Below are 13135 nucleotides of genomic sequence, written 5' to 3' on the forward strand. Positions count from 1 at the left end.
CATCCCGGCCCGCCCCGGCAAAGATGCGCTGGAAGATCGCGAACTGCAGCGGGTCGGTGTCCTGGAATTCGTCGATGAGCGCCGCCGGGTACCGCGCTCGCAGCGTATCGGCCAGCCAGGGATGGTCCGTCAATGCGCCGTATAGATTGGCCAGCAGATCGTCGAACGAGGCAAGCCGGCGCGTGCGCTTCATCGCGGCCAGCGCGTCGGGGGCCTGCTCGAGCCATAACGCGAGCAAGCCGAGCCAGCGCGCACGGTGAGTCGCCTCCGCCGTCTCGGAGGCCTTGGCGAGCGTGTCGGCCAGCGCGAAGAACGGATGCTCGGGCGGCGCGAACTTGACTTTCGTCGCCTTGGCGAGCGCCGTTGCGGTCAGCTTCAGCGCTTCGCGCGGCGGCGGCGCGTGGCAATCGCCTTCTGCTAAATAACGGCTCCATGCGTCGAGCGCCGCGCGCACCGCTTCGCTCTTGTGCGACGTTTGCTTTAGTCCCGCCTGGGCACTGTCGAGCAACCGCGCGATCGCCTCGCGCTCCTCGCGCCAAAGCGCGCAGGCCGCGTCGAAATGAGTTCGCGCCTCGTCGTCGCCTTCGGGCTCGAGCGCGGGCGCGCTGGCGCCCGCTGCCCCCCACCGCAGCTGCGCGAGCGGTTTCTTCAAGCGCCGGGCAAGCTGCGCATCGAGCGCGAGCGGCGTCGCGCCGCGCGCCACGAGCCACGCGGCAAACGCCGGATACGCGGCCGCAACGGGTTCCACGCGCTCGCGCCAGAACCCGGCGGCGAGCTCGAAGCGCAGCGAGGCGTCGTCGGCCTCCATCTCGAACGCGAACGGCATCGCGGCCGCAAACGGCGCCTCCTGCAGCGCGCGCTGGCAGAATGCGTGGATCGTGTGGATGGCCGCTTGATCGAACGTCGACAGCGCTCGCCGAATACGCTTGCCGGCCAGCTCGCGATCGAGCCCGCCAGGGCCGAGCGTCGTCGCGAGTAACTGCGCGACGAACGGATCGCCGCCGTCGTCGTCGATTTCGATCGCACGCGCGAGTTCGGCAAGACGCGTTCGAATGCGCTCGTGCAACTCGGCCGTGGCCGCCTTCGTGAACGTGACGACGAGAATCTGATCGGCGTTCAGATCGCGCTCCAGCAGCAGCCGGACATACAACGCGCAAATGTTCCACGTCTTGCCGGTGCCGGCCGAAGCTTCGATCTGATTGACGCCCGCCAGCGCGCACGTGAAAACATCGAGCGGCTCAGGTGGCGACGGATCGAATGCGTGGCGATTGCGCCCGCTGTCGTAATCGAAGCCGCTCATGCGTCGCCTCCTGTCAGATGCGCGATCAGCGGTTCGAAGACAATGCGCGAGAGCGCGCCGAACGGCTCGTCGAGCGTCAGGTCGAGACCGCGCCAGGCGATCTCGAGGGCAGCATCGTCCGATTCGCCGCGAACGCGATCGCTGATCCACACGCCCAGCGCCTCCGAATCGCCCCCGTTCGCCTTGGCCCATGCGCTCTTCGGGAAGAAGCGCAAAGGCAACCGGCGACCGGCGAGAAACAGCGCAACGAGCGGCGCGAGGTAAGCGAGCGGCGCCGCCACGCGCGAAAACGCGAAGCGCTCCGAGGCGCCATACCAAACCGTGCGGCACGGCCCGTCAGGCTGCGCCGCACAGTACGCGAGATGGGCGAGCCATGCGTGCAGATATTCGCGCGCGTTGGGACTCGCATAGCGATAGAGAATCTGGCCGGCGCCGGTCACCCGGTTCAGCGCGCCGTGCAACTGCACGGGCGCCGTTTCGCGCAGCGCCTCGCACAACCCCGCGTCGTGCTCGCCGAATAGCGCCACGCCGTCCGTGTCGGGCCAGCACGGGGCCACCGAGAGCGCAAACGGCACGCGTGCCGCGCCCGCGGCCAGGGCCGTTCGGACCTCGCCGGCCAGACGCGCGAGCGAACCGAGCTCGCGGCGCTTGAGCACATCGCCCGTCGCGCCGGCAGGCAGCTCGGGGCTCGTCTGCGCGATCCGCCATGCGCGCGCACGCGCCGTTTCGTCGTCGCCGTCGATCAAACGCGGCAGCAGACGATCGGCGAGCGCATCGCGGCCCGCGTAGTCGAGTTCGAACGGCTCGACTTCGAGCAACTCGCCCTGCGTCTTGTCGAGGACGACGCCCAGGCGCTCGCGCAGCAGCGTGCGCGCGGGGTGTTGCCAAAACCGTTGAAAGTCGACGAAGGCAATCGGCTCGGGCAGCTCGGGCGGCAACGGCTTGGCAAAGAACGCCGGCGCGACGGGGTCGGCCTCTTGCGCCAACCGCTCGGCAAGGCGTGCGCGCTCGGCATCGTAGGTGAAATGAGCGGGCGTGCCGCCGAAATAGGCCGCCGCAAACGGCTGCAGCGGATGCTCGACGATGAACGATTTGCGCGCAGCCTCGAACGCCGCGGGCGCGGCATCGGCGCCGACCTTCGCGCGGGCCAGATGATCGAGCAATTCATCGACGAGCGCCGCGGGCGGCAGCGGTGCGTTGTCGCGAATGCTGCGCCCCGTGTAGCTGATGAAGAAACGATCGCGGGCGGCAAGCAACAGATCGAGGAAGAGATTGCGCTCGTCGGCACGGCGCTGACGGTCGCCCAGCTGGGGCAGGGCCGCCATCAAATCGAATTCGTCGGCGCGCGCGAGACTGGGCAATACGCCGTCGTCCATGCCGATCAGGCAGATCGCGCGATAGGGCAATCCGCGCAGGCTGGTCAGGGACGAAAACGTGACGCCCCCCCAAGGCACGCCGCCGTGCGCGGCATCGTCGAGCGCCACCGTCAACGCTGCCCGCATGACGGCCGCCGGGGCCGCGGCCTCGCGTGCGCCGTCGCGCATCGCATCGAGCGCCTGTTCGATCGCGTCGCGCACGTTCGCGAGCGCATCGGCAAACGGCGGCGCTGCGTCGAACATGCGGGCGAGCGCATCGGCCAAAAGTGCGCTCCAGCCGTCGCACGTCAACGGCTCGCGCAAGCGCCGCACGAAACCGTATAGATCGTCGATGAAGCGGGCGAGCCGGCCCAGCAACGGCGCATCGCCGCCGCGCGGACCGGCGACCGGCAGCCAGGCGTCGACAGGATCGGCGTCGTCCGGCATCGCGTAACCGAGAAACAAACGCGTCAACGCATCGGCGAAGGTGTGGCGCGCGCCCGTCACGGCATGGGCTGCGGGCTCGCTTTGTCCCTCCGGGGCCTCGCTTGCGAGCCCGCGTCGCGCGCCAGCTTGCGCGAGCCAGCTCTGCACGAGATCGAGCGCGACGGCATCGATCCCGTAGCGCGCCGCGACCGCGTCCACGCGCAGCCATTCGACGACTTCGGGCGCCGTCACCCCGCGTTCGGCAAGCGCGAGCCAGTCGAGCAAAACGCGGGCAACCGGGTTGGCTTGCGACGGCGGCAGGCCCGTGATGCGATAGGGGATGCGGCTGCGTTCGTCGTTTTGCGTCGTGCCGAAGACGGCTTCGATGAGCGGCGCGGCCGCCGCGAGATCGGGGCAGGCAACGAGCACATCGGATGGCTGCAGCCCCGGCAGCGAGTCGCCCCGGCTTGCACGCGCCTCGTCGAACCAACCGAGAAGCCGATCGTGCAGCACTTCGAGCTGGCGCGACAGGCTGTGGCACACATGCACCTCGATACCGCGCGCGGCGCTTTGCGCCGCTTCGCTATCGTCATCAGGCGCACCCGATGCTTCCGGTGCATCGGGTGCTTCCGGCACCAGATCGAGCATCGCGTTTTGCACGCGAGCAAGCCAATTCGCTTCTTCGTTCTCGCTATAGCGCGTCGCTTCTCCCGACGCCGCGCCTTCAGTCAGCTCGTGCAACAGATGCAGGTGGGCCTGCGTTTGCCGGCCCCATTGCGCGAGCAGCGGATGACCGACCTCGTGGAAATCGAGCGTATCGGCGGCCTGAAGCGCAAGTGCCCTGCCCTCGGTGACGATGTCGAACCAGAACTGGCGGCACGGGTTCATCACGTAAAGACGCACGTCGATCCAGCGCGACAGCTCACGCAGCAGCGCAATGTAGAGCGGCGCGATCGTCGGCAGCGCGAACACGCTGACCGACGCGGGCCAGCGCGCCCGCATGACGGCGTCCAGATCGAGCGTGCGCACGAGTTCGAGGAAGCGATGCGCAGGCGGGGTGGCGTCGGCTACGCCTGCGACGCCGCTCGCGTCGGCGAGTTCGGTCAGCAGCTCACGCCACAGCGCGGCTTGCCAGCCTTCGTCTTCACGCACCGAGCCCGTGGCGTTCGCCGCGGACAACGGCGCAAGCCCACCCGGACCGGCGTCGAAGATCGAACGCCCCTGCTGCCAGCGCGCCAGCCATTCGGGGCGGTACGTCAGGTAGTGGTCGAAGACGGTGGCCACGCGCCGCGCAAGCTCATATCGCATCGGCAGATCGGCTGCATCGAGATAGCTGCGAAGACGTGCAGACTCGAGCCACGCGGCATGGCCGCGCGCCGGGTCGCCGCCAGCGGCCGTCTCGCTCGGCCCCGCCTCGCCCTGCGCGAACAAGCGATAGCAGCGCCAGGCGAGCCGCTCGATGCCGAGCGGCGAATGTGTCGGCACATCGATGACGCCGCCGATCTGCGTCCATAGCCACTGTGCAAGATAGCTGAAGTTGACGTTCGCGCAGATACCGCGCCGGGTGGCCAATTCAAGTTCCAAACGGCGACGCACGGCCGCGCTCGGCACAACGATCTCTTCGCTCGTCCAGGGATCGGACGGCATCGCGGCGAGGTCTTCGGTCAGCGCTTGGACGAGCGTTTCGTAGCGATTCGAATAGAAAAGCTGGAGCATGAACCCTTGGCGGTCGATGGAGCCTGGCGGCCTTCAGGCCTTGCCTTGAAGAGGCGCGCAAATGCGTCAGCATAGCAAACGCACCCGCCCTCGCGCAGGGCCGTCCGCCCCGCCCGGCCGGTTCGCCGCCGTCCATGGTGCCCGCGGCGCGGGAAATACGTTAGACTCCACGCCAACCCTTGTCCCTGCTCAGCCTGACTCCGCCGCCTCGAGATCGATGCGCTACTCGAAAGAAATCGAAAAATTTCTCTACGGCCAATATTTTTTCGGGGGACTGCGCATGGCCGTCGGCGTTTCGCTGCCGGCCGTTCTGTGCCTCGTCGTGTTTCGCCAGGCCGAGCTCGGTTTCACGATCGCAACCGGCGCGCTGGGCGCCTGCGTCGTCGATATGCCGGGCCCGCTCAAATACAAGCACAACGAGATGCTCGTGTGCAGCGTGCTCGGCTTCGTTTCCGCGCTTGCAACCGGGCTGGCGACGTTCAACGTCTTCGCGCTCTGGGCTACCGTCGTCGCGCTGACGTTCGCGCTGTCGCTGACGGTCGTCTACGGCAATCGCTGGCCGCAGATCAGCTTCGCGACGCTGTTCATGATGGTGATGACGCTCGAAGAGCACTTCACGCCATGGCATGCGCTCACGAATGCGGCCTGGATTCTCGCAGGCGGCCTTTGGTACACCTACTGGGCGACCTTCGTGTCGCAATGGCAGGCGCACCGGATCGAAAAGCAGGCGCTGGCCGAAAACGTGTTCGCCTGCGTCGACTATCTGCTGGCCCGGGCCGATTTCTACGACGTCGACGCGAACCTCGACGACTGCTACCGCAATCTCGTCGAACGGCAAACGACGGCGGTCGAGATGCAGGACGCCGCGCGTGCGATCGTTTTGCGCAATCTGCCGAAGCTGCGGCGCGGCAAGCTCGACGCGGGTCGCGTGAAGCTGTTCAACCTGTTTATCAACACGGTCGATCTGCACGAACTGTTCGTCGGCGCGCATACCGACTACCCGCTCCTGCGCAGCACGTTCGGCAATGCCGACGTGATGATGTTCTTTCGCGATTTGATCCGCAAAGCCGCGCGCGATCTCGAGGACGTAGGACTCGCTGTGCTGCACGACCGGCGGCCCGAAGCGCACGTGAACATGAAGGCGGAAATGCGCGCGATCGAATACGAGATCGAGCTCATGCGCAAGCAGGGGCTGCCCGAGCGCAACCCGGAGGCTTATGCGGCTGCCTCTTCCTCGTTCCGGCGCATCTGGAGCGGCGTCCGGTTCATCGACAAGATGAAAAAGAATCTCGCGGCCGAAACGCCGGTTGCCCAAACCGAGCTGCGCATCGACCATAAGTTGATGCGGTTCCTGTCGGGCAGGCGCGTGCCGCTGCGGCAAATCTTTTCGAACCTGACGATGGCATCGCCGAGCTTTCGGCACGCACTGCGCGTGACGATCGCCGTCGCTCTCGGCTTTTGGCTCGGCCGGCTGCTGCCGCTCACGAACGCGTACTGGATCGTCATGACGACGCTGATCATCATGAAGCCCGGCTATTCGCTCACCAAGCAGCGCAATACGCAGCGGATCGTCGGCACGGCGATCGGTTGCGCGGCGAGCCTCGGACTGATCTGGTTCGTCAAATTGCCCGCGGTGCTGCTCGTTTTCATGTTCGCATCGATGGTGATGAGCTACAGCCTGCTGCTGTTCAACTACGCGGCGAGCGTCGTATTCACCTCCTCGTACGTGCTGCTGCTGTTCCACCTGCTCGCGCCAGGCAGCATGCGCATCATCGGCGAGCGTGCGATCGATACCGTCATCGGTTGCGCGCTCGCGATCGCGGCGAGCCATTTGTTTCCCTATTGGGAATATCGGCTGATGGGCAATCTTGTCGAGGAGATGCTTGCCGCGACGCGCCAATATCTGGACAGCGCCTGGTGGTGGGGCAACGTGCGTCATGTCGCGGGTGGCAAGGCTGCCGAAATGCCAACGAGCGAGACGCCGCGCGACACGGTCAACGCGGACGAACGCGACTTCGGCTATCGGCTCGCGCGTAAGAACGTCCACATCGCATTCGCGAACCTCGCGCAGGCATTCCGACGCATGATGCTCGAACCGAAGTCGCAGCAACGCTTCGTGCCCGAGTTGAACGACCTGCTGGTGCAAAGCCATGCACTGGCCGCGCACATCACGGCCGCCGCGCCGCTGTTGCGCAGCATGGCGCAGCACGAGCCCGACGGCTCGCAGGCGCTGCAACGCGCGCTATCGGCCGTGCGCGAGAACCTTACGCGCGCGCAGGCGGGCAAGCCGCTGCCGACCGATCAGGGCGAAACGACGAAATTGCTCAAGCGCGACCTCGATACGATGGTGGTCGAGATCGAGCGAGCCGGCACCCAAACCGCTGAGTTCGTCGGCGAAATCAAGCTGCTCGCGCTGCAATGCAAGCAGATGCTGGCCGCATCGCTGCTGATCCGCAAAGACGTCGAGGTGATTCGTCTGCCGCAAACTTAAGGCATGAGGCAAGCGCTACTGTGATGCGCCGCTCGAGCTTGCGGCCGCGACGCCGCTCGCCACCTGGGCTGCCGTCGACGTGGCCGCGGCATTCTGCTCGTCGTATTCGCGCTTGCCTTTGATTGCGTTGTAAAGGAACGTGCCGATGACGATCAGCACGATAACGACGACGAGCACGGCGACGCGGGTTGTCGGATTAGGTTTGTTCGGTTGGCGCGGATCATTCATGGGAAGAGGTCTCGACGGGCATCGACAGGCCGCCGGAAAAATAAGAGATAAGGCGGAAGCCGGCATTCTACGCGCATCGGCACGGCGCCGACGCCGCCGCCGAAATGGCGCGCATCACCGCACCGGCAACGCCGTCGAGTACTTGATCTGCTCCATCGCAAAGCTCGAACTGACGTCGAACAGCGCCACCTCCCGGATCAATTGCTTGTAGACCCTGTCGTAATCGTCGATGTCCGACACGACGACGCGCAGCAGATAGTCGGTCTCGCCGCTCATCCGGTAGGCCTCCACGACTTCGGGAATATCGCGCACGGCCTGCACGAACCGGCTCGCCCACTCTTCCGTATGCTGATTCGTGCGCACGGCGACGAACACGGTGGTGCCAACGCCCAGCTTGCGTGCGTCGCATAACGCCACCTGCGCACGAATCACCCCTTCCTCTTTGAGCCGCTGCACGCGCTTCCAACAAGGCGTTTGCGACAGATTGACACGGCTCGCCAACTCGGCGATCGGCAGCGTCGCATCGGCCTGGAGCAGCTCGACTAGCTTCCGGTCGATTGCATCCATTCCCATTTCGATCTCCAGATAGAAAATTTTTCTACATTTGCCCGCTATCGTGAAATTATAGGGAAACTCTTTTTATCGATAAAACGATATAAATGCTCCATCGATCAATCGGACGTAAGCCGTCGTGCGGCGCGTCCCGCAACAAAAGGCACGAAACCCATGGGCCAACACTTCGAATCGTTATCGCCGTCACCCGTTGCGTCGTTCAATACGCGCGGCGTTGCCGTCCAACGCGCGCCGGCGGACGTTCACGCGGAAGCCGCCGCCGCAATCGACCGGTTGCGAGACGCGCTGGACGCCGCGTTCGCGGCGGTCCCTGACGGCGCCGATCCGGCCGAAGCGCAAGGCGCCGCGTTTGCGCAACGCATGCGAAACGCCCTCGCCCAAGCCGCTGCCGAGGAGGTCCTGCTCACACCGGAGCAATCCGAGGGCGCCGCGAACTGTTACCGGCGTCATCTGTTGATCGCCGATCCGCAAGGCCGTTACGCCGCGGCGGCGCTCGTGTGGCAGCCGGGGCAGGCGAGCCCCGTGCATGGCCATCACACCTGGTGCGGCTACACGGTACTCGAAGGCGTACTGCAGGAAACGCTCTACGAATGGGACGACGCCACGGACTGCGCCTCCGCGCTAAGGACGCAGGCGCGCGCCGCCGGCGCCGTTTCGTACGTCCGCGCCGGGCTCGCGGCGATACACCGGCTCGCCAATACGGGCACGCGGCCCGCAGTGTCATTGCATGTGTACGGCGTGCAGGGCGAGCGCATTGCCACGCACGTCAATCGCCTCGTCGCGACAGCGGTGGAACCCTCGCTCGACATGGGCGTGCGCTAGCGCCCACGTGGCGCCGCTTTCGGGGGCGACCGTTTCGCGCGCTTCGATCAATAGGCCGCCGTCGCAATGCGACGAACGAACCGGCCTGCTTCGATTTCATCGACGAACGCGATCGCGTAATCTTCAGCGGAAACCTTGCTTTCGCCATTCGCATCGACGATCAGCGTATCGGTTCCGGTGCGGAACGCGCCCGTTTTGGCGCCCGGCGCAATCAGCGCGGCCGGCGCAAAGAAGGTCCAATCGACATCGGTTACCGTTCGATAAAACGCCAATGCCTCGCGATGTGCCAGGGCCTGCGGCTTGTAGGCATCCGGGAACCCTTCGGTATCGACCAACTGTTTGCCTGGCGCAACTTCCAGCGAGCCCGCCCCGCCCACGGCCACCAGCCGCTTGACTCCTGTCGTGCGTGAGAGCGCCACCAATGCGCGGGTCGCGTCGACGACCTTCGCGGCTTCGGTACGCGGCGGAGCGTAGGCGCTGGCGATCACATCAAAACCCCGCACGCGCTCGGCACTCGCAGCCGCGTCGAACAAATCCGCGGCGATCACCGCCAGCGTGGGCAGCCCATCGATCGGGCGGGGGTGCCGCGCGAGCGCCGTCACTTCATGTCCGCGTGCAAGCGCTTCGGCCGCAATACGCGACCCGATCATGCCCGTCGCGCCGAAAAGGGCGATCTTCAAAGTTTTTTGCATGGCACAGCTCCTGTCAGAATGATATGTAACTATATCGATTACATTTTTTGCGTTAAAAAAAGAGGCCTCGCCTCTTGCCTGGTACCCGCCCGGCGGGCGTTCATCGCCTCGCCTCTCCCATCTCATCCCGCTGCAAGCCCCCCGGTGCCCGAGCGCCTCTACCTGCCCGCCTGCCCTGCGTTCGCCGCGCTTTCAGCCGCGATGACACCGGCAGTGACGTCGGCCAGCGTACGCGAGCCCAGCGACGCCTCCATGGCGAGCTGTGCATCATCGACGATACCGACAAGCACCTGCTGAATGTGCCGCCCGACCAAACAGGCCGGATTCGGTGTGTCGCGGTGAAGCCCGAACAAACGCGCCTCGTCGACAGCGCGATACACCTCGACAAGCTTGATCGCACTTGGCGCGCGCGCGAGCAATGCCCCCCCGCCCGCGCCGAGCTGCGACGTAGTCAGCCCTGCCTGCGCCAACATCGACAAGAGCCTGCGGATCAGCGCCGGATTGGTGTTGACGCTGCCGGCAATGATTTCCGACGACAAAGGCTCGCCCTGCTGCAACGACAGCAACGCCAGAATATGGACGGCGTAGGCGAAGCGACTGCTCGTATTCATGTTCGACCGACGGCTCAAAAGTGTAACCATCATAATTACATTTTAACGGCGATGCAAGGGCGACCGAAACGCGCATCGCCCGACGACGCGATCTGGTCACGCGCGAGGAGTACACTGCCCCTTCGCTCAACGTCTGTGCAAGCTGATTCCGTTTGTCCCCTCACCTGGAAAGGAGAAGGTCATGGCTGCGAAGAAGATTCTGTTTCTGACGGGCGATTTCGCCGAAGATTACGAAACGATGGTGCCGTTCCAGGCCTTGCAGGCGGTCGGACACACGGTAGACGCCGTGTGCCCCGGCAAGAAGGCAGGCGAGAAGGTGAAAACAGCAATTCACGACTTCGAGGGCGACCAGACTTACACCGAAAAACCGGGCCATCAGTTCACGCTGAACGCGAGCTTCGACGATGTCGATGCGAGCAGCTACGACGCGCTCGCCATTGCCGGCGGCCGTGCCCCCGAATACCTGCGGCTCAACCCCGGCGTGATCGAACTCGTGCGTCATTTCGCGCAGAACAACAAGCCGATAGCGGCGATCTGCCATGCCGCGCAGTTGCTCGCGGCGGCCGACGTGATTCGCGGCAAACGCATCTCGTGCTATCCGGCCTGCTCGCCCGAAGTCCGGTTGGCGGGCGGCGAGTATGCCGATATCCCCGTCGATGCCGCCGTGACCGATGCGCCGTTCGTCACCGCCCCGGCTTGGCCCGCGCACCCCGAGTGGCTGCGCCAGTTCCTCGTCTTGCTCGGTACGCGCATCGAACTTTGAGCGCGCGCGGCGGCTGCGCTATGCGCCGTCTGCGAACGCCGTCGTGCGCCCCGCCAAGGCGGCCACGACGACGACAAGCTCGAGCGGATCGATCGGCTTGGCCAAGTGCGTCTGGAAGCCGGCCAGCAACGCGCGGCGCCGGTCTTCGCTGCGCGCGAAGGCCGTCAGTGCAGCGGCCGGCGTCGTGCGACCTCGCTGCGCCTCCGACGTGCGCAAGCGGCGCATGAACTCGTAGCCGTCGACGCCCGGCAGTCCGATGTCGCTGACGATGACGTCGGGTGCATCCTTCAGGCACGCGCTCAAGGCCTCGGTGGCGGAAGCGAACACGAGCGTCTGAGCCCCCCGCTCCTGCAGTACGCGTTCGACGAGCTCGCGCGCGTCGGGCTCGTCTTCGAGCACGAGCACGCGCAACCCTTCGAGCGCGGGCGGCGTATCGAGCGGCAGCGGCTCGCCGTCACGCGCGCGCGCGAGCTCGGCGCCCGCCGCCGGCAATGTCACGACGAACGTCGCGCCGCGGCCCGTGCCATCGCTGCGCGCGGCGATCCTGCCGCCGTGCATCTCGACGAGTTGCCGCGCGATGGAAAGCCCCAGCCCGAGCCCGCCATGCTGGCGCGCGATCCCGGCGTCCTCCTGACAGAAACGTTCGAAGACGTAAGGCAGGAACTCCGCAGTGATCCCCTGCCCGGTGTCGGCAACGGTCAGCTCGACCTCGCTTTCGCCCCCGCGCAACCCGACTTCGACGAGCCCGCCTTTGCCGGTGAACTTGACGGCATTCGACAGCAGATTCCAGACGATCTGTTGCAGACGGGACGGATCGCCCAGCACGGCCGCGCCTGCATCCAGCGAGGAGACGATCCGAATGTCCTTGGCCTGCGCAGCAGGCTCGACTGAGCGGATGACGTATTCGAGCACGTCCACGAGATCGACGCGCTCGGTCTCGAGCCGCAGCTTGCCCGCCAGAATGCGCGAAAAATCGAGCAGATCGTCGACCATCCGCGTCTGTGCGCGCGCGTTCCGATCGATGACGTCCAGGCCCTTGCGCTGCGACTCCGACACGTTCGCATCGCGCAGCAAGAATTGCGTCCACCCGACGATCGCATTGAGCGGCGTGCGCAACTCGTGAGATAGCGTTGCGACGAACTCGTCTTTCATTCTCGACGCGCGCTCGGCTTCGGCGCGCGCCGCACGCTCGGCGGCGAGCAGCGCTTCACGCTCTTCGGCCAGCGCGCGAAAATGCGCCTCGCGCTGCTGAGCACGCTGCGCCTGCGCCAGCTGTCGCTCGATGCGCCGCTCGCGCAGCACGCGCTCGATCGCTTCGGGCAGGTAGTCGAGATAGCCTTCGCTCTTGGGTACGACATCGGCCACGCCCGAGCGCAGCGCCTCGATGACGCGCGCCTCGTCGGCGAACCCGGTGCATAGAATGGCCGGCAGCACGGGGCCTTGCGAACGCAGCGCGCGTAAAAAATCCAGGCCTGTCTCGGGGCCGCCTAGCGCATAGTCGATGACGATGACATCGGGCGCCTCGACCGCGATGATCTGGCGCGCGGCCGCCGCGCTCGCGGCGACGCTGACGCGATAGCCGGCTCGCGTCAACGAACGCGAAGCCAGCCGCAGCAAGCCTTCGTCGTCGTCGACGAACAATGCGTGTGGGTTCATCTGGCGCCCGCAGGCAACTTCACCACCTGCAAGAAAAACCCGAGACGCCGCACCGCCTCGATGAACGCGTCGTACTCCACGGGCTTGGTGACGTAGACATTGCAGCCGAGTTCGTAGCAGCGTTCGATCTCGCGCGGATCGTCGGTCGTCGTCAGCACGATGACAGGCAGCGACGCCGTGCGGCGATCGGCCTTGAGCCTCCGCAGCACCTCGAGACCGTCGATGCGCGGCATCTTCAGGTCGAGCAGGATCACAGACGGCGGCAACTCTTCGCGCGCGAACGCCGAGGTCTCGCTGAAGAAATAATCGAGCGCTTCCTGGCCGTCCGAAAAGCGCGTGAAGCCGTTCGTCAAGCCGGCCCGCCGCAGGTTGCGCTCGATCAGCGTGGCGTGACCGTCGTCATCTTCGATCAGGATGATGCCGACCGATTGCCCCGGAGTCGGCAGCGCCGTCGCGCTCTGGCCCGCGGGCCCGGTTGGGTTGTGCATGGTGTGCTTCCTCT

At 65.8% G+C, this 13135-nt stretch carries 11 protein-coding genes; 3 read left to right on the forward strand and 8 right to left on the reverse strand.

Going from position 1 to position 13135, the window contains the following annotated elements:
- Positions 1 to 1300, reverse strand: a 1300-nt coding sequence (locus C0Z19_RS12220) for a UvrD-helicase domain-containing protein (protein WP_199180774.1), incomplete at its 3' end; no start/stop codon positions are given.
- On the reverse strand, positions 1297 to 4797 hold the full coding sequence (recC, locus tag C0Z19_RS12225; RefSeq protein ID WP_102610104.1) for an exodeoxyribonuclease V subunit gamma: 3501 nt from the start codon (positions 4795 to 4797) through the stop codon (positions 1297 to 1299). The genes C0Z19_RS12220 and recC, both read right to left, overlap by 4 nt.
- A 217-nt stretch (positions 4798 to 5014) precedes the next feature.
- Here recC and C0Z19_RS12230 point away from each other — a divergent pair, with 217 nt between their 5' ends.
- Positions 5015 to 7288, forward strand: a complete 2274-nt coding sequence (locus C0Z19_RS12230) for an FUSC family protein (RefSeq protein ID WP_102610105.1) — start codon at positions 5015 to 5017, stop codon at positions 7286 to 7288.
- Between the two features lie 15 nt (positions 7289 to 7303).
- Here C0Z19_RS12230 and C0Z19_RS12235 read toward each other — a convergent pair whose 3' ends face one another.
- Both C0Z19_RS12235 and C0Z19_RS12240 read right to left on the reverse strand, forming a co-directional pair.
- Positions 7304 to 7516 carry a hypothetical protein gene (locus C0Z19_RS12235; protein WP_102610106.1) on the reverse strand — a complete coding sequence of 71 codons (213 nt, stop codon included), beginning with the start codon at positions 7514 to 7516 and terminating at the stop codon, positions 7304 to 7306.
- A gap of 114 nt (positions 7517 to 7630) precedes the next feature.
- Positions 7631 to 8083, reverse strand: coding sequence for an Lrp/AsnC family transcriptional regulator (locus C0Z19_RS12240; protein ID WP_102610107.1), 453 nt, complete (start codon positions 8081 to 8083; stop codon positions 7631 to 7633).
- 159 nt (positions 8084 to 8242) lie between these two features.
- Here C0Z19_RS12240 and C0Z19_RS12245 point away from each other — a divergent pair, with 159 nt between their 5' ends.
- Complete coding sequence (locus C0Z19_RS12245) at positions 8243 to 8911, forward strand: cysteine dioxygenase family protein (protein WP_102610108.1); 669 nt, start codon at positions 8243 to 8245, stop codon at positions 8909 to 8911.
- A gap of 47 nt (positions 8912 to 8958) precedes the next feature.
- On the opposite strand, the gene C0Z19_RS12250 is transcribed toward C0Z19_RS12245, so the two are convergent.
- Both C0Z19_RS12250 and C0Z19_RS12255 read right to left on the reverse strand, forming a co-directional pair.
- Positions 8959 to 9603, reverse strand: a complete 645-nt coding sequence (locus C0Z19_RS12250; RefSeq protein WP_102610109.1) for an NAD(P)-dependent oxidoreductase — start codon at positions 9601 to 9603, stop codon at positions 8959 to 8961.
- A gap of 158 nt (positions 9604 to 9761) precedes the next feature.
- A complete protein-coding gene (locus C0Z19_RS12255; protein ID WP_102610110.1) occupies positions 9762 to 10214 on the reverse strand; it encodes an Rrf2 family transcriptional regulator in 453 nt (150 codons plus the stop codon).
- Between the two features lie 181 nt (positions 10215 to 10395).
- Between C0Z19_RS12255 and C0Z19_RS12260 the strand changes: the two genes are divergently transcribed.
- Complete coding sequence (locus tag C0Z19_RS12260) at positions 10396 to 10977, forward strand: DJ-1/PfpI family protein (RefSeq protein WP_102610111.1); 582 nt, start codon at positions 10396 to 10398, stop codon at positions 10975 to 10977.
- 18 nt (positions 10978 to 10995) lie between these two features.
- Here the strand turns inward: C0Z19_RS12260 and C0Z19_RS12265 are convergent, their stop codons facing one another.
- A complete protein-coding gene (locus C0Z19_RS12265; protein WP_102610112.1) occupies positions 10996 to 12633 on the reverse strand; it encodes an ATP-binding response regulator in 1638 nt (545 codons plus the stop codon).
- The gene (locus tag C0Z19_RS12270) at positions 12630 to 13121 is read right to left on the reverse strand and encodes a response regulator (RefSeq protein WP_102610113.1); all 492 of its coding nucleotides are present in this window, start codon (positions 13119 to 13121) and stop codon (positions 12630 to 12632) included. Before C0Z19_RS12270 ends, C0Z19_RS12265 begins: the two co-directional genes overlap by 4 nt.
- Positions 13122 to 13135: the final 14 nt, after the last annotated feature.

It is taken from the genome of Trinickia soli (assembly GCF_002879855.1).
In the GTDB taxonomy this organism is placed as follows: domain Bacteria; phylum Pseudomonadota; class Gammaproteobacteria; order Burkholderiales; family Burkholderiaceae; genus Trinickia; species Trinickia soli.